The organism is Acinetobacter higginsii, from assembly GCF_000369845.1.
In the GTDB taxonomy this organism is placed as follows: domain Bacteria; phylum Pseudomonadota; class Gammaproteobacteria; order Pseudomonadales; family Moraxellaceae; genus Acinetobacter; species Acinetobacter higginsii.
Window position 1 is genome coordinate 81,325 of record NZ_KB850222.1, and the last position, 19,913, is coordinate 101,237.

Sequence of the window (19,913 nt, forward strand, 5' to 3'; positions counted from 1 at the left end):
TATTTAATCATGATAATGCTTTAACCAACAATTTCAATCCGACTCGAACCTGAACCAATCGGTTGTACCTGAATCTGTACAGGAATACGTTCATGCATTTCCTGAATGTGCGAGATCAACACCACTTTACGCCCTTGGCTTTGTAATTGATCCAGAGCATTCATCACCATATGCAAGGAAGAGGCATCCAGCGTCCCAAAACCTTCATCAATAAACAGGGATTCGATTTTCATAGAACCAGAAGCCATATTGGCAATCGCCAAGGAAATTGCAAGAGCAGTGAGAAAAGACTCACCACCAGACAGAGAAGCCACTGAACGAGTTTCTCCATCCATATCATGGTCAATGATGGCTAGGCTGAGGGAGTTATCCAAACGTTTTAAGGTATAGCGTTGTGACAACATGCTGAGTTGTTGATTGGCATATTCAAGCAGAATATCCAGATTATATTGCTGGGCTAAATCACGGAAATCTTTACCCTTAGAATCACCAATCAAACTGGAAATTTTATTCCAACGGTGTTCCTGCTGCTGAATCTGCAGGATCTGATCAGCAAATTGCTTTTGCTTGGCAAGGTTTTGTTGATGTAGTTCCAGTTTCAGTTTGAATTGATCACGTTGTTCAGCTTGTTGCTGTAGCTTCTCATGATTGAGATGGATGTGCTCAAGCAACTGGGTATATTCGATCGGTGGCTGTTGTTGCTGATGTGTCTGTAATTGCTGTTGCAACGTTTTTAGGGCAGAGGCGGCCTCATTGAGCAAGCGTTCTGCATGTTGTAGCGATGTTCGAATTTGCTGCTCTTGCTCAGCACGAATAGCAAGTAAATCCGCTAATTGTTGTTCTTCAAATTCAGGATGCTGGTCTAACCAGGCTCGAATTTCAGTCTTGGATTGGGCAAGGGTAGCTTGTTGCTGCTGCTGTTGGGCTTTGAGCTGTTCCAGTTCATTTTTCTGCTGTTCAAAGCTTTGACGAGCTTGTTCAAAACGCTGCTTGATTTGCTGATATTGATTTTGGAGTTGCTGACGCTGTTGGTCGTGTTGGTTTAACCATTCATTGGCTTTGAGTTCGGTTAAACCTGTCATTGCCACAATCAGTTGATGCGCTGACTCTGTATTTTGTTTGCCTTTAATCTCGACATCTTTGAGTTGCTGGCTCAACTCGGTATGTTGAGTAATTAAGCTGGTTAAATTGGACTTTAATAGACTCAGTTGCTGTTCAAGCTGCTGCTGTTGTTTGCTGAGTGTTTCAGCTTGTTCAAGCTGTTGAACACGTTGCTGTAAACGTTGTGCTAGCTGTTGGGCAGAGCTCAGCGTTTGCTGCTGCCATAAGCTTTGTTCATCGCTGCTCAGGCAATCCACAACATGCTGAATCTGTTGTTGTGACTGCTGTACGCTTTCGAGTTGATAGCGGATATTTTGAATCGTTTGAGTCAGGTGATAGTGGTCTTTATTGGCCTGATGCAGTTGTTGTAACTCAATTTCAATCTGCTTTTTGAACTGGGTTGCTTCATTGATGTATTGCTGTTGAACTGTAGTGATTTCCGCATGCGACTGGGTTAAATCTAACTGAATGTCGAACTTTGCTGCATGTTTGACTAATTCTTGATGTTGCAGTTTGAATTTGTCATCCGCTTGTTGCACTGTGGATTGCAATTGAGTCAGTTCGGTACGAATCTGGGTAAATTGCTGCTGTGTGTTTTGCCAAAGTTGAAAGCATTGTTGTTCCTGTTGAATCGCCTGTTGCTCTTGCTGTTGTTGCAGCTCATACAAGGCTTTGGAGAGTTGACTGGCATCATCACGATAAGGGTGTTCGGTGCTGCCACAAACCAGACAGGCTTCACCGTGTTTGAGTTCTGCACGCAGATGTTCAATATTTTCAGCATGTAATAAACGCTGTTGTTGCAACATTTGCTGCAATTTTTCCCGTTCAGTTTTGGCAAACTGGAACTCGCCTTGGCTAGTTTGCAGTTGTTGGTCAAGCTGCTGATGTTGTAGCTGCGTGCTACTGAGCTTATGGCTTAGTTCATCACGTTCTTTTTTAAGTTCAAAATAATGCTGTAACTTTTGCTGAATAAGATCCAGTTGATTCAGTCGGGCTTGTTGCTGTTCTCTGAGTTTTTGTTTCTGTTCAAGCTGGCTTTCAATCTGTTGTGGTGTGCCAAATTTTTGAATGAGCTCATTCAATACGATCTGATCTTGTTCAAGCTTGGATTGTGCCTGTTGAATCGAATCTAAATTCTGTTCGACTTTTTGGTATTGCTGAATAAATTGCTGCAGCTGCTGAATATGTGCATTTAAGCCTTTATCTAAAGTGGAGAATTGTGCGCTCTGTTGCAGTTGTTCAGAGCAGCTTTGTTGTTGTATGGATAGGTTGTTGCGACTTTGTTCAAACTGCTGCTGTTGCTCAAGTAATGGTTGTTGTTGCGCTTCGTTTTGGTTTAAGCGAACTTTGGTTTTCTTATATTCATCGGCAATATATTCACGTTCCTGTACATATTTACGCACTTGGCTGAGTTCATGCTGATGCTTTTGTTCAAAACTCTGAAATTGCTGTAAGGCCGTTTCAGCCTGCGTATAAGCCGCTTTTTCTTGCTCAAATTGGGTGCTTACAGCGATAAAGTGCTGCTGCTTGTGTTGAATCTGCGGTTCAAGCTGTTGCAGTGCTTTTTCCAGTTGTTGCTGTTGGAACACAATCGGACGAATGCCTGAAAAGATTTCGAGTTGGCTGAGTCGATTGCGATCTGCGGCTAAAGCCTGATGTGCTTGAATTTGAATGTCATGCTGTTGCTGTTTTAGTGTAATTTCAGTTTCGAGTTTCTGTCGCTGTTCAAACCATTGTTGCTGTTGATTAAGCAGAACTTTGTCGGCTTCCAACTGTTGAACCTGTTGTTGTATCTGCTGAAATTGAGTCTGTAATTCAGCAATCTCTTCATCTGAACGGATTTCAATATGACCGAGCACATTTTCCAGTTGCTTGCGCTGGTTGCTGATTTCACGGGTTTTTTCAAACGCCAGTTGTCCAATTCTGGCAAAAATACTGGAGTTGGTCAGATATTCTAATAATTCACCACGCTCATTATCGCGTGCCTTTAAAAAAGCGGTGACTTCAGACTGCGCCAACAGTACCGCACGGGTGAATTGCTCAAAACTCAGTTGAGTAATCTGTTGAATATGGGCTTCAACCGCTTTGGTTTTATCTGCAATCACTACACCGTCGGTCAGGCATTTGAGTGAGCGTTGCACACTTTGCAGTTTGCCACTGGCATTTTCACGGGCACGTTTAATTTCCCAACGTGCGAGATAATGTTTCTGATCTTGTGCCACAAAACACAGTTCGGCAAAACCATGTCCTGTGCCACGACGTAGAACCGTTAAAGGGGAGTTGGTGAGTAGTTCCGAACCATCGACATCTAACAGTTTGCCGTCACTTTCTTTGAGGCGGGGAATCTTATTAAATAAGGCCAGACACATGGCATCTAGAATCGTAGATTTACCTGCGCCCGTTTTTCCAACAATGGCAATCAGTCCAGCACTGGCCAAAGGCTCAGTTTCAAAATCAATAAAATGCTCATCTGCTAGAGATGCCAAATTTTTCAGTCGAATTGATAAAATTTTCATGGCAGCTCCTTAAACAGTCTGATCATCTTCAAGTTGCTTTTGCGCTTCTGCGACCAAACTCATAAAGTCTTGAGTGACTTCATCATCAGCGTGATAGCCCTTTTTCTCCCAAATTTGCTGAAATAGTTTTTCGGGTGTCGGTGGTTCTAAGCTAATAGTTTGCTTGCTCTTGGCATTAGTTTCATTGGAGAGATATTGTCTGGAAATCCGCACCAGTCGATAACGATCTTTGGGCAAAGCATCTTCAAATTGTTGTCGTAAATTAGGCTGTGGTGGTGTCGCGGTATGATATTCGATATCGACATATTCGCGATGCTCGAGATTTTCGATCGGTTCATTTGGCAGATTGCGAAGGCGCTGCATGACTACAGTGAGTTCATCTTTAATTTTATGCAGTTGAATACTTCTGGGGATCGGCAAAGCTTCAAAGTTAAACGAATCTTCACTTTTTTTAGGATCAATCGTGACTTCAACCACTTGGTGTTTATAGTTGATTTCACTAAATGACAGTGGAATTGGTGAACCACTATAACGAATATGTGGATGCTGAACTTTTTGTGGTTTATGCAGATGACCCAGTGCTACATAATCAATGCTATCGTCGAACAGAGCCGTAGATAGAGCTTCTTCATTACCAATAATGATCGGCCGTTCTGAATCGGAGGTTTCTCCACCTTGCATATGCGCATGTGACATCAGAATTAAGGCTTGATCATCAGTTTTACGACGTTTGGCTTCTTCGATTAACTGTTGATGTAAATAAGCAATCGCATTTTGACTATTGGTGGTGTGCTCATTAAAACCTGTGATTTCAGCAGAACGTAGGAATGGCAGGGCAATACACCATGCCACAATCTGCTTTTGTTCATTATAAATCGGCAAAATTAAACGTTCTAAATCGAGGCTTTTATCTTGATTCCAACGAATCACACCGACTGTTTTAGCATTGTATTTTTCTAATAAGGGCTCGACTTGTTCAATGCGATAGCCCGAATCATGATTGCCTGCAATCATCAAAGTTTGCATATGTGGGGCAAGTTCATGTGCATCGGCAAGGAATTGATAGAGTTGTTTTTGTGCCTGTGAGCTCGGGTTGATCACATCAAAGATATCACCCGCAATCAGTAAAGCATGCGGTTGTTTGGCTTTGATCTGCTCAAGTAACCATGCCAGAAATTGTTCATGTTCGTAGTGGCGGGAATGATTATAAAAAAACTGCCCCAAATGCCAGTCAGACGTATGAAAAAAACGCACGGTCATAAATGAATCTAAAAATAAAATAAACCAGAATAAGGTAGCACGTATTCAGGTGGAAGGGAGAGCCTTCATGAGCAGAAAAGCAGTACAAGATGTGCCTTGATCATTTTTCAACGATCCTCTAGTTTGATCTGAATACCATTATTTTAACAATGAGGAAGATAAAATGAGCTTAGGTAAAGTAAGCCGTGAAATCATGGATCAAATCATGTTGATTGGTCTTGATCGTGTGGAAAAACGTAATGCTTTTGATAGCCATATGATTCATGACCTATCTCAAGCCTTGACTGAATATGAAAATGACCCAGAACTTCGCTGTGCCGTGATTTTTGCACATGGTGATCACTTTACTGCAGGCTTAGATCTGGTGGAATTACAGTCCAAAATTTCACAAGGTATTTTTAATTTTGAGGTTAATCAGATTAATCCGTGGGGAACGGGCGGGCGGCATCGAACAAAACCTGTGGTGGTGGCTGTCCAAGGGATTTGTTATACCGCAGGAGTCGAATTAATGCTGAATGCTGATGTGGTGATTGCCAGCGAAAATACAGTATTTGGTCAGCTCGAAGTGCAACGTGGGATTATGCCTTTTGGTGGAGCAACGGTGCGCTTTGTACAAGCTGCTGGTTGGCAAAAAGCCATGCCTTATTTATTGACGGGTAAGACCTTTAATAGCAAAACGGCCTATGAGCTGAATCTCCTGTCTGAAGTGGTGGAATCAGGGCAACAACTTGAACGAGCCTTGGAAATTGCCAAAGAGATTTGTAGTGCCGCACCCTTGGCGGTGCAAGCTTTATTGGCATCTGCTACTGATGCAGTCGTGGAAGGCCAAACAGTTGCATTTGAAAAAATGAACAATTATTTGATGCCGCTATTTGTATCGGAAGATGCACAAGAAGGGGTTCGCGCCATGTTAGAAAAACGGCCACCACAGTTTAAGGGGCGATAATCATTTTACTTTAACTTGAGTTTAGCAAGTTATTGCGCCTGCTCATCGATTTCACAAATCCCAAAGGTATTATGATCGAGGTCGATGAAATAGCCTTGCCAGCATCGGTTCGGGATCGCGAACTTATCCATTGCTACAATACCACCTAAACTTAAAATTTTAGCTGCAGTTTCATCGAAATTTGCCACCTCTATACTACAGGTAAAGGCATTGGTTCCACATCCTGTTGCTGGTGTTGCTACAGGACGTTGTAATAAACCGCCATGAATTCCTGTTGTTGCGATACGATAATATTCAATCGGTAGGCCTTCTACTTTTTCAAATTGCCAGCCAAATACGGATTGATAAAAATGAATGTCACGTTGTGGATCTGATGACTGAATTTCAAAATAAATGATGTTGTTCATTCAATCTTGTCCCTAATTTTTATAGTCGTAGAATTATTCTAAAGAGATATGGAATTGAAAGACGAGACATTTATGTAAGCAGGTGCGCATTTTGCGGTTTGATCATAAAAATCGCGTTGAATACATTTGAGTAAGATATAAGAGGTTAATCCTGCATTGATGAAAATTATTAAATTAGCGAATCATCCTGAATTGCGAGAACAGGCTGCAATCTGGTTTTCAGATAAATGGGAGGTTCCTGTTGAGGCCTATCGAGACAGCATACAAAGCTCGATTGAACAGCCAGAAGGAATTCCGCAATGGTATGTGATTCTGAATGAACATCAGCACATCATTGCTGGCACTGGAGTGATCGACAATGATTTCCATGAGTGCAAAGATCTCAGCCCAAACCTGTGTGCTTTGTTTGTTGAGGTTGCTTATCGAAAGCAAAATATCGCCAAACAGCTGCTGGATTTTGCCCGAGTAGAAATGAAAAGTTTAGGCTTTGAAAAGCTTTATCTGGTGACTGACCTAGATGATTTTTACGAAAAGTGTGGCTGGACATTTTTAACCACGGTGACAGAAGATGAGGGTGGACTGATTAAAATGTATGTTGCCGATACGGTTTAATTAAAATACAAATTTCAGGCAAATAAAAACCGACGATTCGAGTGATGATAAATCGTCGGTCAAAATCTTTTTCAATGGTTCTGGCTGCTAACACAACCATTGTTAAAGATGGAGAGTCATAATGAAAGGTCACCGAAAACATTGCGGATGCCGTGCAATGTACAATCGGTTGCTGCGACCTTGTACCTTATATAACGCTGCTGGTTGAGGATTGGTTGACATAAAAATGAAAAAAAAGTGAAAAAAATTTATAATTATTTTCTAAAGCCAGTCTAATTAGGTTTATCTTTATGATTTCATTGCGTTTGTACTATATCTGGTTTTTTATAATTTGTTTTACTGCGACGTTGTTGGCTGGTGTGCTGGCCGCTATTTTACCAAATAGTATTGGTGGCGTGTTGACTGCGGTTCCTTATTTAATTGCGATGATTGTTATTTTATTCAAATTTCTCAAGCAACAACGCCGTGCACCGATGCCACAGGAGCGGAAACGCTTAAGCATAGGCTTTAGTCTGATCTTCTGGGGCTATAACGCATGTGGTTTACTCCTCGGCCTATTTGTTTTTGCACGTAAAGATCCCGACGTTTGGCAGAACTTTTTACTCTATATGAAACAGCCCCAATTTTTGCTGACGGTATTGGGGATGTGGTTTGTGATTGCTGTACCGTTATTCTTAATTACCTATTGGTTTTATGGACCGCAAGCGCAGAGAATGGCCAGTAAAATGTTCAACTAGTTGAACAAAGTTCACTTGTAATTCACTTTCATTCTGCTAAGACTGAGATATCGAGCTGATCAAGATCATGCAGGATGAGGGTGCGATGCAAAAACAGACGGTTTTAATCACAGGCGCAAGTGGCTTTATTGGCTCACATTTGTTGCCTTTTTTATTGGAACGACAATTTCAAGTCATTGCACTGACCCGACAGCCCAATCGAGCTTCTCAGCATTCAGCGCTACGTTGGGTGAATGATCTTGATCAAGTTGAAACGCAACAGATTGATTATGTGATTAATCTGGCTGGTGAAAATATTGGCGCAAAACGTTGGACTGAACAGCGTAAGCAGCAATTAATACACAGCCGTGTTGCGGTGACAGAGCAACTGTACCAATGGCTGGAACAACAGAAAATTTTTCCGAAATGTATTATTTCTGGTTCTGCGATTGGTTATTACGGTATTGATCTACAAGAACAATGGCAGCTTGTTTGTGATGAAAATACAGCACCGCAAGCGATTTTTATGTCTGAACTTTGCGAGAAGTGGGAGCAAACCGCTTTAAAATTTAGTCAACAAAATACCAAAATCATTCGTTTAGGTGTGGTTTTTGGGCAGGGCGGGATTTTGCCACAAATGCTGTTACCGATTCGATTGAATGCGGTTGCAAAAATTGGTTCAGGACGACAACCGATCGTGTGGATTCATATCCAAGATGTACTGAATGCCATGGTTTTTTTGCTGCAATCCAATCATAGCCAAAAGGTGTATAACCTTGTCGCACCTGAACAAATCAATCAACAACAATTCGCTCAAACGGCTGCCCAAATTTTAAAGCGCAAACCTTTTATACGAATGCCTAAGTGCGTATTTACATCGATGCTTGGCGAGCAAGCACAGCTTATTTTAAATGGTCAATATGTGGCGCCCAAGGCTTTGCTGGAACAGGGCTTTCAATTTCAATATCCAGATTTAAATGAGGCTTTAACTGAAATTTTAGCAAGAAATTAAATCTTGTCGCTTTAAGCGCGAAGGTGAGTAAGCATTCGGATCAACCAATGTCTCTTGTCCTAAAATGACTTGACGCAGCAGACGAGCTGAACCAGCACCCATACACAGACCATTGCGGAAATGTCCAAAATTGGCCCAAAGATTTTCTAGTTCAGGCATTGCGCCGATATAGGGAATGCCCTGTGGAGAGCTTGGGCGTAAACCTGCCCAGCGTTTTACAATCGGGAATTGCGCTAATTCAGGCACCATCTCTAAACAAGCATTGAGAATATCCTGTTGAGTGCGTTCATCCACCGCAGTACTAAAACCAGTCTCTGCCATACTTGAACCACAGACGATGTGACCATCTTGACGTGGAATCAGATACATCACCTGATTCATGCACATGGTCGGTAGCCAATTTTCAGGGGTTTTAAATAACAGCATTTGCCCTTGTACGGGATGCACGGGGATATGGCGTTGGATTTGCTCGGCCCATTGTTGACTCCATGCACCAGAAGTTATGACCACATGATCCGCGCTAAATTTCTGACCATCTTCCGTTTCAATCCCTTGAACTTTTTTATTTTGAATCATTAATTTTTCAACAGGGTACTGCTCAAAGAAGCGCACGGCAGGATGCTGTTTTAAGTAGCAAATTAACGATTGTAATAAACGTGGATTACGGACATTCGACAGTTGTGGGAAATAGATGGCCTGTTGGAACTTTTCTGAAATATGAGCGTTAACTTGCTGGAGTTGAGTACGATCAAGCAGTTCACAGTGTTGCATCGGCTCTTGATGTCGCGTGGCATAATTCAAACCAATTTCAAAATCGTCCTGATCGAAAATCAGCATGCCCGTATCGTGGATTTGAAAATCAATACCAGTGATGGGCAGCAGTTTTTCATTCCATGTTTGGTAGAGCGGTTTACCGTATTGGGCTAACTGATTCACTTCGGGTGCATAACGCCAAGGATACATGGGGGAAAGGATGCCTCCACCCGCCCATGAGGCTGCTTGACCAGCAAGCTGTTGGTCAAAAATATCGACAGAACAGCCTTGTTCAGCAAGTTCCAATGCTGACATTAAGCCACTAATACCCGCACCAATGATGGCAATATGCATAACTTTAATTTAAGTGGTTTCTAAGATAAAACGTATCTTGAAATTTGCTACACGGAAGACGTCATTCGCAACCTGCGTGATATACGCTAAAAGAAGTCCTGTTATACATCCTCAATATCAGAAAAATGTAAGAAGTGAACAGGTTTTGCGAATGACAATGGTTTTGCCTACTTTTCCCGAAAGAAAAGTAGGTCGAGCCGAAGGCTAATCCAGAAAAGGGATGAGAGCTCAACAAGACTCTGGAGTAGATACTATCATTTTCAGATAGATGAAATATAACTTCTATTTCATCTCTTTTAGTTTACGAGCTGCATCTTCAGCAAAATAGGTCCAGATCCCATCTGCACCTGCACGACGGCAACACATCAACGATTCTAGAATCACGCTGTCAGAAAGCCAACCGTTCTGAATCGCACCTGCAAGCATGGCGTATTCACCACTGACTTGATAGATGAATGTCGGAACGCCAAAAGTATCTTTAACTTCACGCACCACATCCAGATAAGGCATCCCCGGTTTGACAATCACCATATCCGCGCCTTCTTGCAGATCCAGCGCAATTTCATGCAAGGCTTCGGCACGGTTGCCAATATCCATTTGGTAATTGTATTTATTGCCACCTTTCAGGTTACTGGCCGAACCCACCGCATCACGGAATGGACCGTAGAAGCTTGAGGCATATTTCGCTGAATAGGCCATGATGTTGGTATAAATAAAATCGTTTTGCTCAAGGGCTTGGCGAATCGCACCGATACGACCATCCATCATGTCACTTGGTGCAATCACATCGGCGCCTGCCGCAGCATGACTGAGTGCTTGTTTTACTAAGCATTCAACGGTTTCATCATTGAGTACATAACCTGTGTCATCAATAATACCGTCTTGACCATGCGTGGTATAAGGATCAAGCGCACCATCGGTAATCAAGACCATCTCTGGTAATTCTTTTTTAAGTAGGCGACAGGTCGTCTGAACCAAGCCATTGTCATCCCAAGCAGCTTCCGCTGTTAAGCTTTTATCTTGTTGTGGTGTGACAGGGAATAAAGCAAGTTTCGAAACCCCGAGTTCAAGCAAGGTTTCTGCTTTTTTTAGTAATAAATCAGCCGACAAGCGTTGCACATTTGGCATGCTTGGAATGTCTTGGGTCTGTTGTTGTCCTGGTAATACAAACACTGGATAAATCAAATGATTCGCAGTTAAATGCGTTTCACTAACCATGGCACGAAGTTGGTCATTTTTACGGATACGGCGCATGCGAGTCGCAGGAAAAGCTGGACGATTGAACGTATAAGTCATAACAATCTCGATGTTCAGTATTACACTATAGGAATAATTGAGGTATTAAGTCAGGCTAGGGAGAGCTTAGCGCTGTTACCCAATTACAGAACCCCGCTATTGTAGCCCCATATTTTTAGATTTGTGCAAAATAATGGAAAGTTATTCTTTCCATTGAGTGTAGGCCGCGTATGAATGATGTAAAGAAAAACTGGACTGGGAATATTCAGCTAGGTGCCAAGGCAGATCACCAAGTGGTCTTGAAACAGCTGTGTAAGGCATTCAATGCCTGTCCTTTTTTTAAATACAGTGGCATGGTCATGCGAGTGGTCGATGATCAAATTGAAGCCTATGTGGAGATGCAGCCCGAACTGGTCGGGAATCTGGCATTTCAGATTTTACATGGGGGTGTGGCTGCCACGATTCTGGACAGTATTGGTGGTGTGGCAGCCATGGAGCAGCTTTATCGCCGCGCCTCACCAGAAGATTTACCTGATACCATCAAAAAAGTATCACGCTTAGCCACGGTAGATATGCGGGTAGATTATCTGGCACCGGGACGTGGCAAGCATTTTATTGCCCGCGCGGAAACCTTACGCCTAGGCCGTAAAGGTTGCACCATGCGTATGACCATGGTCAATGATGAAGATAAGCCGATTGCAACTGCGATTGCGTCTTATGCCTATTAATTTAGATGGCACAAGCTCAGCTGTCTTTTAGGCAGTCGTTTCTGTCCTGAACTCCGCTTCCTTTTTTCGCATTGATATCGTATTTCTATCTTGAATGATTTAAGTGTCAGAAAAGGGAGCTTCATTGTGGCAAAGCCAATCCATCATTTCGACTTTCTCAGCCATAATCGTGCAGCTTGGGATCAGCAGGCGAGCGAGCAGCAGGCTTGGTCACGTCCTGTCAGTCATGAACTGATTCGTGCAGCTCGTCATGGTGATTGGGAGCTACATATCACACCAAAGCCATTATCCAAAGCATGGCTCGGCGATATTGTCGGAAAAAACATCCTGTGCTTAGCCTCTGCAGGTGGTCAACAAGCACCTGTATTGGCTGCTGCGGGTGCGAATGTCACGGTCTTTGATCTTTCTGATCAACAATTGCAGCAAGACCGAATGGTTGCTGAACGGGAAGGGCTTCAGCTCAAGACCGTGCAGGGAGATATGTGTGATTTGCAGGCATTTCAGGATGCTGAATTTGATCTGATTATCCAACCGATTTCAAACCTGTATGTTGCCGATGTTGAAGCGGTATGGCGGGAATGCTATCGGGTACTCAAACCGCAAGGGGTTTTAATCGCCAGTTTTTATAATCCAGTGGTTTTTATAGCAGATCGCAATCCTGAATATGCCAAACAGGGGCTGATTCACCCGATTTATAAATTGCCTTATTCCGATCTTCAAGATCTGGGTGCAGGTGCGCTCAATGCCAAACTGCAAGCAGGTGAGGCAGTGGTGTTTGGACATAGCCTCACGGATTTAATTCAGGGGCAACTGGCCGCAGGTTTTTTTATTCAAAGCTTTTATGAAGATGATCAACCACAACCACGCTTTTTGGTGGATCAATTTATGCCAACCTTTTTGGCAACACGGGCAATTAAAAATTAACAGCCTATCTTGCTAAAACATCATTCGATGAGTCTAGTTGAGGTGCGAATATTTCCACCTCAATTGGCTTTATTATCTAGCAATCGTGTGATCCTAAAATAATTCCCAAACTGGATAGAGATCTGGAAAAAGTGGATAGAGTCCAGCCATAAATCAGGCTTCAATCATGAAAAGGTTTTTATGGATTGGAGGAGATAAAAATGGCTCCACGTAATATTGCAGAATGGCAAGACTTCATCACAGGATGTTTGGATTTTCGCCCGAAAGAGGGTGTATTCCGTATCGCACGCGAGATGTTCACAGAAGCTGAGCTTTTCGATTTGGAAATGGAATTGATCTTTGAAAAAGTCTGGATCTACGCCTGTCACGAAAGTGAAATTCCCAATAATCATGATTTTTTAACTGTTCAGATTGGACGTCAACCGTTGATTATTAGCCGTGATGGCCAAGGTCAACTGCATGCCATGGTCAATGCCTGTGAGCATCGTGGTGCAACCTTAACCCGTGTGGCCAAAGGCAATCAATCCACCTTTACCTGTCCGTTCCATGCGTGGTGTTATAAATCAGATGGCCGTCTGGTCAAGGTCAAAGCACCTGCTGAATATTGTGAAGATTTTGATAAGTCGAGTCGTGGTCTCAAACAAGGACGCATTGCCAGTTATCGTGGCTTTGTCTTTGTCAGTCTGGATACACAAGCCACAGATACCCTTGAAGACTTTTTGGGTGATGCCAAAGTATTCCTCGATTTAATGGTGGAACAGTCGCCAACCGGTGAGTTGGAAGTCCTGCAAGGCAAATCTGCCTATACCTTTGCAGGAAACTGGAAGCTGCAAAATGAAAATGGTCTCGATGGCTATCACGTTAGTACCGTGCACTATAACTATGTCTCAACCGTACAGCATCGCCAACAGGTCAATGCGGCCAAAGGCGATGATCTGGATACCTTGGATTACAGCAAATTAGGTGCAGGAGATAACCAAACTGATGATGGCTGGTTTAGTTTTAAAAACGGTCACAGTGTTCTATTCAGTGACATGCCAAATCCCGCGGTGCGTCCTGGCTATGACACGGTGATGCCTTATCTGCTGGAAAAATATGGTGCTAAGCGTGCTGAATGGGCGATGCATCGGCTCAGAAACCTAAACCTCTATCCAAGCTTATTCTTTATGGATCAGATCAGTTCTCAATTGCGGATTGTGCGTCCTGTGGCATGGAATAAAACCGAAGTGATTAGCCAATGTCTGGCGGTAAAAGGTGAGTCGACTGAGGCTCGTCGTAACCGCATTCGCCAGTTTGAAGACTTTTTCAATGTCTCTGGCTTAGGTACGCCTGATGATCTGGTGGAATTCCGTGAGCAGCAAAAAGGCTTCCAAGCACGTTTGGAGCGTTGGAGTGATATTTCCCGTGGACAGCATAAATGGTGTTATGAGCTGACGCAGAATGCACAGGATCTCGGGATTCAACCTGTGATCACGGGCCGTGAACTGACGCATGAAGGTTTGTATGTCAATCAACATGGTCAATGGCAGCGCTTAATGCTGGAGGGTTTAAATCGCAAGGCCTTAAAAATGCAGGATATTACCTACCAGTTAGATACAGTGACAGAGGAGGTCTAAGCCATGACTGCTGAATTACATTTTGCTGTTTCACAATTTTTATATCAGAAGTCTGAACTGTGTGATCGCTATGATTGGGATGCCTATCTGGAATTGTATGATGAAGATAGCGAATATCACATTCCACAATGGATTGATGACCATCGATATGTCGAAGATCCGAATCAGGGCTTGTCTTATATCTATTATGCTGATCGCTCAGGACTTGAGGATCGCGTGTTTCGTATCCGTACCGGCAAAGCGGCATCGGCCACACCATTACCACGCACGCAGCACAGTATTCAAAATGTACAGGTCAAAACCCTACCAGAGGGTTTGATTGAAGCCAAAGTCGGTTGGAGCACTTTATATAACCGTCAAGGACTGGAAGGTTGTTTCTATGGACATGCCACTTATCTGTTAAGACCTACGGCAGAAGGATTCCGTATCCGCCGTCAGCACACGATTTTGCTGAATGACAAAATTGATTCGGTCTTAGATTTTTATCATGTTTAAGGGAGCATCATGATGGGACATTCAGTTGCGCTTAATTTTGCCGATGGAAAAACCTTTTTTATTTCAGTTCAAGAGGATGAATTACTGTTGAATGCTGCAATTCGTCAGGGCATCAATTTACCCTTGGATTGTCGTGAAGGCGTGTGTGGGACCTGTCAGGGCCAATGCGAAACTGGCAGCTATGAACAGGAATATGTGGATGAAGATGCGCTGAGTGAACGTGATTTAGCTGAGCGTAAAATGCTGGCCTGCCAAACACGGGTCAAATCCAATGCTGCCTTTTATTTTGACCATAGCTCCGAGATGTGCCATGCAGGTGAAACCTTAAAAATTGCCAGTAAAGTGACCAAGCTTGAACTGGTGTCCGAGACCACCGCCATCTTGCATGTCGATGCCAGTGCCCATGCCAAGCAACTTGAGTTTCTGCCGGGTCAATATGCCCGTTTGCAGATTCCAGAGACAGAGGATTGGCGTTCTTATTCCTTTGCCAATCGACCCAATCCAGATAATCAACTGCAATTTTTAATTCGTTTATTGCCTGATGGGGTGATGAGTAATTATTTACGTGAACGCTGCCAAGTCGGTCAGACCATCATGATGGAAGCACCTTTGGGCAGTTTCTATTTACGTGAAGTGCAGCGACCACTGGTGTTTATTGCAGGCGGCACAGGTCTATCCGCCTTTTTAGGCATGCTAGACAATATTGCCGAGCAAGCCAATGCACCTGCGATTCAGTTGTATTACGGGGTTAATCAGGAAGCCGACCTCTGTGAGCAGTCACGTTTACAGGCCTATGCAGAACGGATGCCACATTTTAACTATCAACCTATCATCACCCAATCTTCAGAGACGTGGACAGGAAAAACAGGTTATATCCATCAGCACCTGAATCGGGAGCAACTGGCGGAACAAGCCTTTGATATGTATTTATGCGGGCCACCGCCGATGATCGAAGCGGTCAAAAGTTGGCTGGATGAGCAAGCATTAACGAATTATCGACTCTATAGCGAGAAGTTTTTACAGAGCAACAGTGCACGTATTGCACTCGATGCTTAATAGAGAAAGGGATGGAACATCGTGATGACCATCCCTTTTTCATTCATCAAAAATATCATCCTCAACATTAAAAATATCGGATGTATGCAATCAGACGACTCTGAAGGGGGAGATTGACTGCAGATATTGAATTGATCCAACCAACAGACGTTTTAACAGAATTTGCTTTTAAGGGAATAAAGATGAAGACAGTTGATGTTAATACAGTAATCAATCGTGACAGTTTATCGCCGCTGCAATGGCTGGTATTTACACTGGGTTTCTTGGTGTTTTTTTGTGATGGTTTAGATACCGGGATTATTGGTTTTATTGCGCCTGCCTTATTGGATGATTGGGGCATCAGTAAACCTGAATTGGCACCCGTGCTCAGTGCTGCACTGGTCGGGATGTCGATCGGTGCAATTATTTCAGGGCCATTGGCAGATCGGTTTGGGCGCAAAGGGGTGATTGTATTCACCACCTTATTATTTTCCGTATTTACCATCTTGTGTGGTTTTGCTTCATCCACGCAGGACTTGATGATTTACCGTTTTATTACTGGTGTGGGTTTGGGTGCGGCGATGCCAAACATCAGTACCATTGTTTCTGAATATATGCCTGCGAAACGCAAAGCCTTTCTGACTGGTTTGGCGGGGTGCGGATTTATGTTAGGGATTTCCTGTGGTGGTTTGTTATCTGCTTATTTACTGGAAAATCTCGGCTGGGCCAAAGTGGTGATTTTGGGTGGTATTATTCCCTTGTTCCTCGTGGTGGCTTTATTACTGAAACTACCTGAATCAGTGCCTTATCTGATCAAACGAGAGCAGCAAGCCAAAGCGCAACAGATTCTGGCAAAGATTCAAGGTCATGCATTTACCGACACCGTTAAAATCGAGTTGCCACACCTTGATGTAGATCGCAGTGAAAGCCCCGTGAAAACAGTTTTGGGCAAATATCTGTGGGGGTCTGTGATGTTATGGCTGTGCTGTTTTATGAGCCTGTTGGTGTTCTACTTATTGACCAGTTGGATGCCAACCATTTTAAAAACCGCAGGCTTTAGCACACAACAGTTTAGTTTAATTGCTGCGATTTTCCCCTTTGGTGGGGTGATTGGTGCCATCATCATGGGGTGGTATATGGATAAACTGAATCCAACTCAGGTGATTAAATATGCTTATCTGACAGCATTTATCATGTTTATCGTTGCTGGCTTTGTCAGTTCCAGCATCCTATTGCTTGGCATCAGCATTTTCCTGATTGGGGCATTGCTGACAGGGGCACAATCGTCTCTATTACCTTTGGCAGCATTATTTTATCCATCACAGTGTCGTGCGGTTGGGGTATCGTGGATGCATGGCATTGGTCGCGTCGGCGCCATCTTTGGGGCATTCTTCGGTTCGTATATCTTTACTTATGAGATCAGCCTTGGTGGAATTTTCTATCTGCTGGCCTTGCCGACCTTTATCGCTTTTATTGCTTTGAGTTTAAAAGCCATGCGTCAGAACAATAAAGCCAAACCCGTGTTAAGCACCAGTTAATGGATAAAAAAAGCCCAGTACGTTGACTGGGCTTTTTTTATTTAAGAATGTTCACTCATGTTTATTTCGGGTTTCACTTGGTTTTTCCCCAAATTCATCTTTATATTCTTGAGCGAAGCGGCTGAGATGATTAAAGCCCCAGTCATAAGCCAATTTGGAGATGGAAATTTTTTGATGCTTGGCGGTATTACTCAATATTTTATAAATTTGCTGTAGTCGATATTTACGTAGGTAGGCCATTGGACTCAGACCATAATGCTGCTGAAACTCTGCATAGAGTTTGGATTTTGAGACACCTGCCAAAATGTGAAGGCTTTCGGCATTGAAGGCTTCATGGGCATGTTGAATGATAAAGTTTTTTACTTTGCGTAGATAGGCTGGCTCACCACGCTTGCAGCGTTCATGTAAGGCTGCAGAATAATTATTTTCCTGAGACAGCAGCAGGGCTTTAATCACAAAATTTTCATAGTCCTCAGAAAACATGGGTAGGCCGGAAAAGTCGGCATAGTGTGATTTTAACTGTAAAAAGTTTTCAATATTGTGCCACCATGCCTGCATCAAGCCAGTCATCGATAAGGAAATTTCAGGGTTAAAGACGATGGCTTCTTCAATCGGTTGATTCAGGAGTTCGGACAATACCAATTGCAGGCTGTTTTCAGGAATCACCACCTGAAATTTTTGACAGTCCTGATTGATGACCAAATCCTGTAAGTCCTGATTGGAGACAATTAAACCAGTTTGTGCATCGGATTGGTATTTTGCGCCACGGATACTCAGCGTTTGTTTGCCATGAAAGGGCAGGCTGATGCTATAAGCTTTCAGGTTGGCAATATTGATGGCGACATTGGCGCCATAACTGATGGTTCCGATCGCCATTTTTTTATGCGGTAAACGAATCCCGTCATAATGAAAATCGAGTGTTTCTCGACATAGGGTATCCAAGCGGTGTTCACCACAAATCATTGACATCAGATCTTGAGCAAAGTCGGCCTGATGCGAATGATGGATGAGATCCATGTTTTGGCTGAGTGATGTCATCGTCCTTTCACCTAGCTAAGAGTTTGTTGTTTTAGTAGCAAGAAAAATGCCATTCTGATCCATAAATGACCGCGTTTTTCTCGCGTGGAAGAATGTGTTGCTGCGCAAAAATCATTATTCCACCTGAGTTCATTAGAACAAATCCAGCCAAATACACAAGCCTATTCCACATATATCTTCATGCTTTATAGGTATGTTAAGCATTGTTGTATCAGAGAGGATTACGAAAATCTCTTGCTTAGAACCCAAACTTTAAGTTTCTTATCATCTTTAAAATATCAATTTATAAGAATTGAACGCATCAGTTATTTTTTTTAATCTCGTCATGTGATTTTTTATCGTTAAAATGCGAAATGGTTTTTGTTCTTATTTTTCATTTTTGGTTTTTTAACATTCAGTTAAGTTTTCAAAATTAAACTGATCGGCTGATTAAACCAAAAGTTAAAAATCTCTTTAATTTTCAGGAATAACTTATGACTGACGCTCAAGCCAACCAACAGGATGCTGCTTCAGATTCGGCATCAGATGATGCAATGAAAGCAAAACGTAAAAAATTCCTCGGATTTTTCGCACTCATTCTCATTCTCGCTGCAATTCTGTATGGCATTTGGGCGTTATTCTTTAATCATTCGGTCAGTACCGATAATGCTTATGTCGGTGCAGAAACTGCACAAATTACCTCAATGGTCAGCGGGCAAGTGGCTGAAGTCTTGGTCAAAGAGACTCAACAGGTCAAACAAGGCGATGTATTGGTACGTATTGATGAACGTGATGCCAAGATTCAATTGGCACAAGCGCAGGCAGAACTGGCTAAAGCGCAACGTCAATATAAACAAAGCCAAGCCAATAGCAGTTCTTTAAATTCTCAGGTTGTGGTTCGTAATGATGAAATCACCAGCGCACAGGCACAAGTGACCAAAGCACAAGCTGATTATGATCGTGCTGCATTGGAATTGAATCGTCGTAATGAACTGGCTGCATCGGGTGCAATCTCTAAAGAGGAATTAAGCAAGGCACAAAGTGCGGTTTCAACAGCAAAAGCAAGTCTGGATTTGGCTCAAGCAGGTTTGGCGCAAGCAACATCAAGCCGTAAAGCGGCTGAAAGTACTTTTGCTGCAAACGAAGCCTTGATTCAAGGCGTCAATGAAGCCTCAACGCCTGATGTATTGGTGGCAAAAGCACATGTGGAACAAGCAGCACTGGATTTAGAACGTACGGTGATTCGTGCGCCTGTTGATGGTGTCATCGCCCGCCGTAATATTCAGATTGGACAACGGGTTGCGCCTGGAACCGTAATGATGTCGGTGGTGCCTGTCTCTGCACTGTATGTCGATGCCAACTACAAAGAAAGCCAATTGGCGAAAGTCAAAGCAGGGCAGAAAGTGACTTTACGCTCTGATTTATATGGTGATGACGTGGTTTATCACGGCGTGGTACAAGGTTTCTCAGGCGGTACAGGTGCAGCATTTGCCTTGATCCCTGCGCAAAATGCCACAGGGAACTGGATTAAAGTGGTACAGCGTTTACCTGTGCGTATCAGCCTTGATCCGAAAGAACTTGCAGAACATCCATTGCGTGTAGGGTTGTCGATGCAAGCGGATATTGATCTCGCATCGAAGTAATCAG

17 protein-coding genes are annotated in these 19,913 nt (G+C 43.1%); 11 read left to right on the forward strand and 6 right to left on the reverse strand.

Annotated elements, in window-relative coordinates; all coding sequences use genetic code 11:
• Positions 1–20: 20 nt before the first annotated feature.
• Complete coding sequence (locus F885_RS04930; protein ID WP_005321457.1) at positions 21–3,617, reverse strand: AAA family ATPase; 3,597 nt, start codon at positions 3,615–3,617, stop codon at positions 21–23.
• A gap of 9 nt (positions 3,618–3,626) precedes the next feature.
• Positions 3,627–4,877 carry an exonuclease SbcCD subunit D gene (locus F885_RS04925; RefSeq protein ID WP_005321459.1) on the reverse strand — a complete coding sequence of 417 codons (1,251 nt, stop codon included), beginning with the start codon at positions 4,875–4,877 and terminating at the stop codon, positions 3,627–3,629.
• A 163-nt stretch (positions 4,878–5,040) separates the two neighbouring features.
• On the opposite strand from F885_RS04925, the gene F885_RS04920 reads away from it, so the two are divergent.
• Positions 5,041–5,823, forward strand: coding sequence for a crotonase/enoyl-CoA hydratase family protein (locus tag F885_RS04920; RefSeq protein ID WP_005321462.1), 783 nt, complete (start codon positions 5,041–5,043; stop codon positions 5,821–5,823).
• Between the two features lie 29 nt (positions 5,824–5,852).
• Here the strand turns inward: F885_RS04920 and F885_RS04915 are convergent, their stop codons facing one another.
• Positions 5,853–6,230, reverse strand: coding sequence for a VOC family protein (locus tag F885_RS04915; RefSeq protein WP_005321464.1), 378 nt, complete (start codon positions 6,228–6,230; stop codon positions 5,853–5,855).
• Positions 6,231–6,389: 159 nt separating this feature from the next.
• Between F885_RS04915 and F885_RS04910 the strand changes: the two genes are divergently transcribed.
• From F885_RS04910 to F885_RS04900, 3 genes are all read left to right on the forward strand, one after another.
• Positions 6,390–6,842 (forward strand): GNAT family N-acetyltransferase, encoded by a 453-nt coding sequence (locus tag F885_RS04910; RefSeq protein ID WP_005321465.1) that lies wholly within the window; start codon positions 6,390–6,392, stop codon positions 6,840–6,842.
• A gap of 290 nt (positions 6,843–7,132) precedes the next feature.
• The gene (locus F885_RS04905) at positions 7,133–7,579 is read left to right on the forward strand and encodes an ABZJ_00895 family protein (protein ID WP_005321467.1); all 447 of its coding nucleotides are present in this window, start codon (positions 7,133–7,135) and stop codon (positions 7,577–7,579) included.
• An 85-nt stretch (positions 7,580–7,664) separates the two neighbouring features.
• A complete protein-coding gene (locus tag F885_RS04900; protein ID WP_032859738.1) occupies positions 7,665–8,570 on the forward strand; it encodes a TIGR01777 family oxidoreductase in 906 nt (301 codons plus the stop codon).
• On the opposite strand, the gene thiO is transcribed toward F885_RS04900, so the two are convergent.
• On the reverse strand, positions 8,556–9,677 hold the full coding sequence (gene thiO / locus F885_RS04895; protein WP_005321471.1) for a glycine oxidase ThiO: 1,122 nt from the start codon (positions 9,675–9,677) through the stop codon (positions 8,556–8,558). The genes F885_RS04900 and thiO overlap by 15 nt on opposite strands.
• Before the next feature lie 282 nt (positions 9,678–9,959).
• Positions 9,960–10,973: a porphobilinogen synthase gene (gene hemB, locus F885_RS04890; RefSeq protein WP_005190886.1), complete on the reverse strand. Its 1,014-nt coding sequence runs from the start codon at positions 10,971–10,973 to the stop codon at positions 9,960–9,962.
• A gap of 170 nt (positions 10,974–11,143) precedes the next feature.
• Between hemB and F885_RS04885 the strand changes: the two genes are divergently transcribed.
• From F885_RS04885 to F885_RS04860, 6 genes are all read left to right on the forward strand, one after another.
• Positions 11,144–11,641, forward strand: a complete 498-nt coding sequence (locus F885_RS04885) for a thioesterase family protein (protein WP_005321475.1) — start codon at positions 11,144–11,146, stop codon at positions 11,639–11,641.
• A 126-nt stretch (positions 11,642–11,767) separates the two neighbouring features.
• Positions 11,768–12,565: a class I SAM-dependent methyltransferase gene (locus F885_RS04880; protein ID WP_005321477.1), complete on the forward strand. Its 798-nt coding sequence runs from the start codon at positions 11,768–11,770 to the stop codon at positions 12,563–12,565.
• A 200-nt stretch (positions 12,566–12,765) separates the two neighbouring features.
• Positions 12,766–14,181: an anthranilate 1,2-dioxygenase large subunit gene (antA, locus tag F885_RS04875; RefSeq protein WP_005321479.1), complete on the forward strand. Its 1,416-nt coding sequence runs from the start codon at positions 12,766–12,768 to the stop codon at positions 14,179–14,181.
• Positions 14,182–14,184: 3 nt separating this feature from the next.
• Positions 14,185–14,676: an anthranilate 1,2-dioxygenase small subunit gene (antB, locus tag F885_RS04870; RefSeq protein ID WP_004805221.1), complete on the forward strand. Its 492-nt coding sequence runs from the start codon at positions 14,185–14,187 to the stop codon at positions 14,674–14,676.
• Positions 14,677–14,682: 6 nt separating this feature from the next.
• On the forward strand, positions 14,683–15,732 hold the full coding sequence (gene antC, locus F885_RS04865; protein WP_171068226.1) for an anthranilate 1,2-dioxygenase electron transfer component AntC: 1,050 nt from the start codon (positions 14,683–14,685) through the stop codon (positions 15,730–15,732).
• Positions 15,733–15,914: 182 nt separating this feature from the next.
• Positions 15,915–17,249 (forward strand): MFS transporter, encoded by a 1,335-nt coding sequence (locus F885_RS04860; RefSeq protein WP_005321483.1) that lies wholly within the window; start codon positions 15,915–15,917, stop codon positions 17,247–17,249.
• A 51-nt stretch (positions 17,250–17,300) separates the two neighbouring features.
• On the opposite strand, the gene F885_RS04855 is transcribed toward F885_RS04860, so the two are convergent.
• Complete coding sequence (locus F885_RS04855) at positions 17,301–18,287, reverse strand: AraC family transcriptional regulator (RefSeq protein WP_005321485.1); 987 nt, start codon at positions 18,285–18,287, stop codon at positions 17,301–17,303.
• 473 nt (positions 18,288–18,760) lie between these two features.
• Here F885_RS04855 and F885_RS04850 point away from each other — a divergent pair, with 473 nt between their 5' ends.
• Positions 18,761–19,909, forward strand: a complete 1,149-nt coding sequence (locus F885_RS04850; protein ID WP_005321487.1) for an HlyD family efflux transporter periplasmic adaptor subunit — start codon at positions 18,761–18,763, stop codon at positions 19,907–19,909.
• Positions 19,910–19,913: the final 4 nt, after the last annotated feature.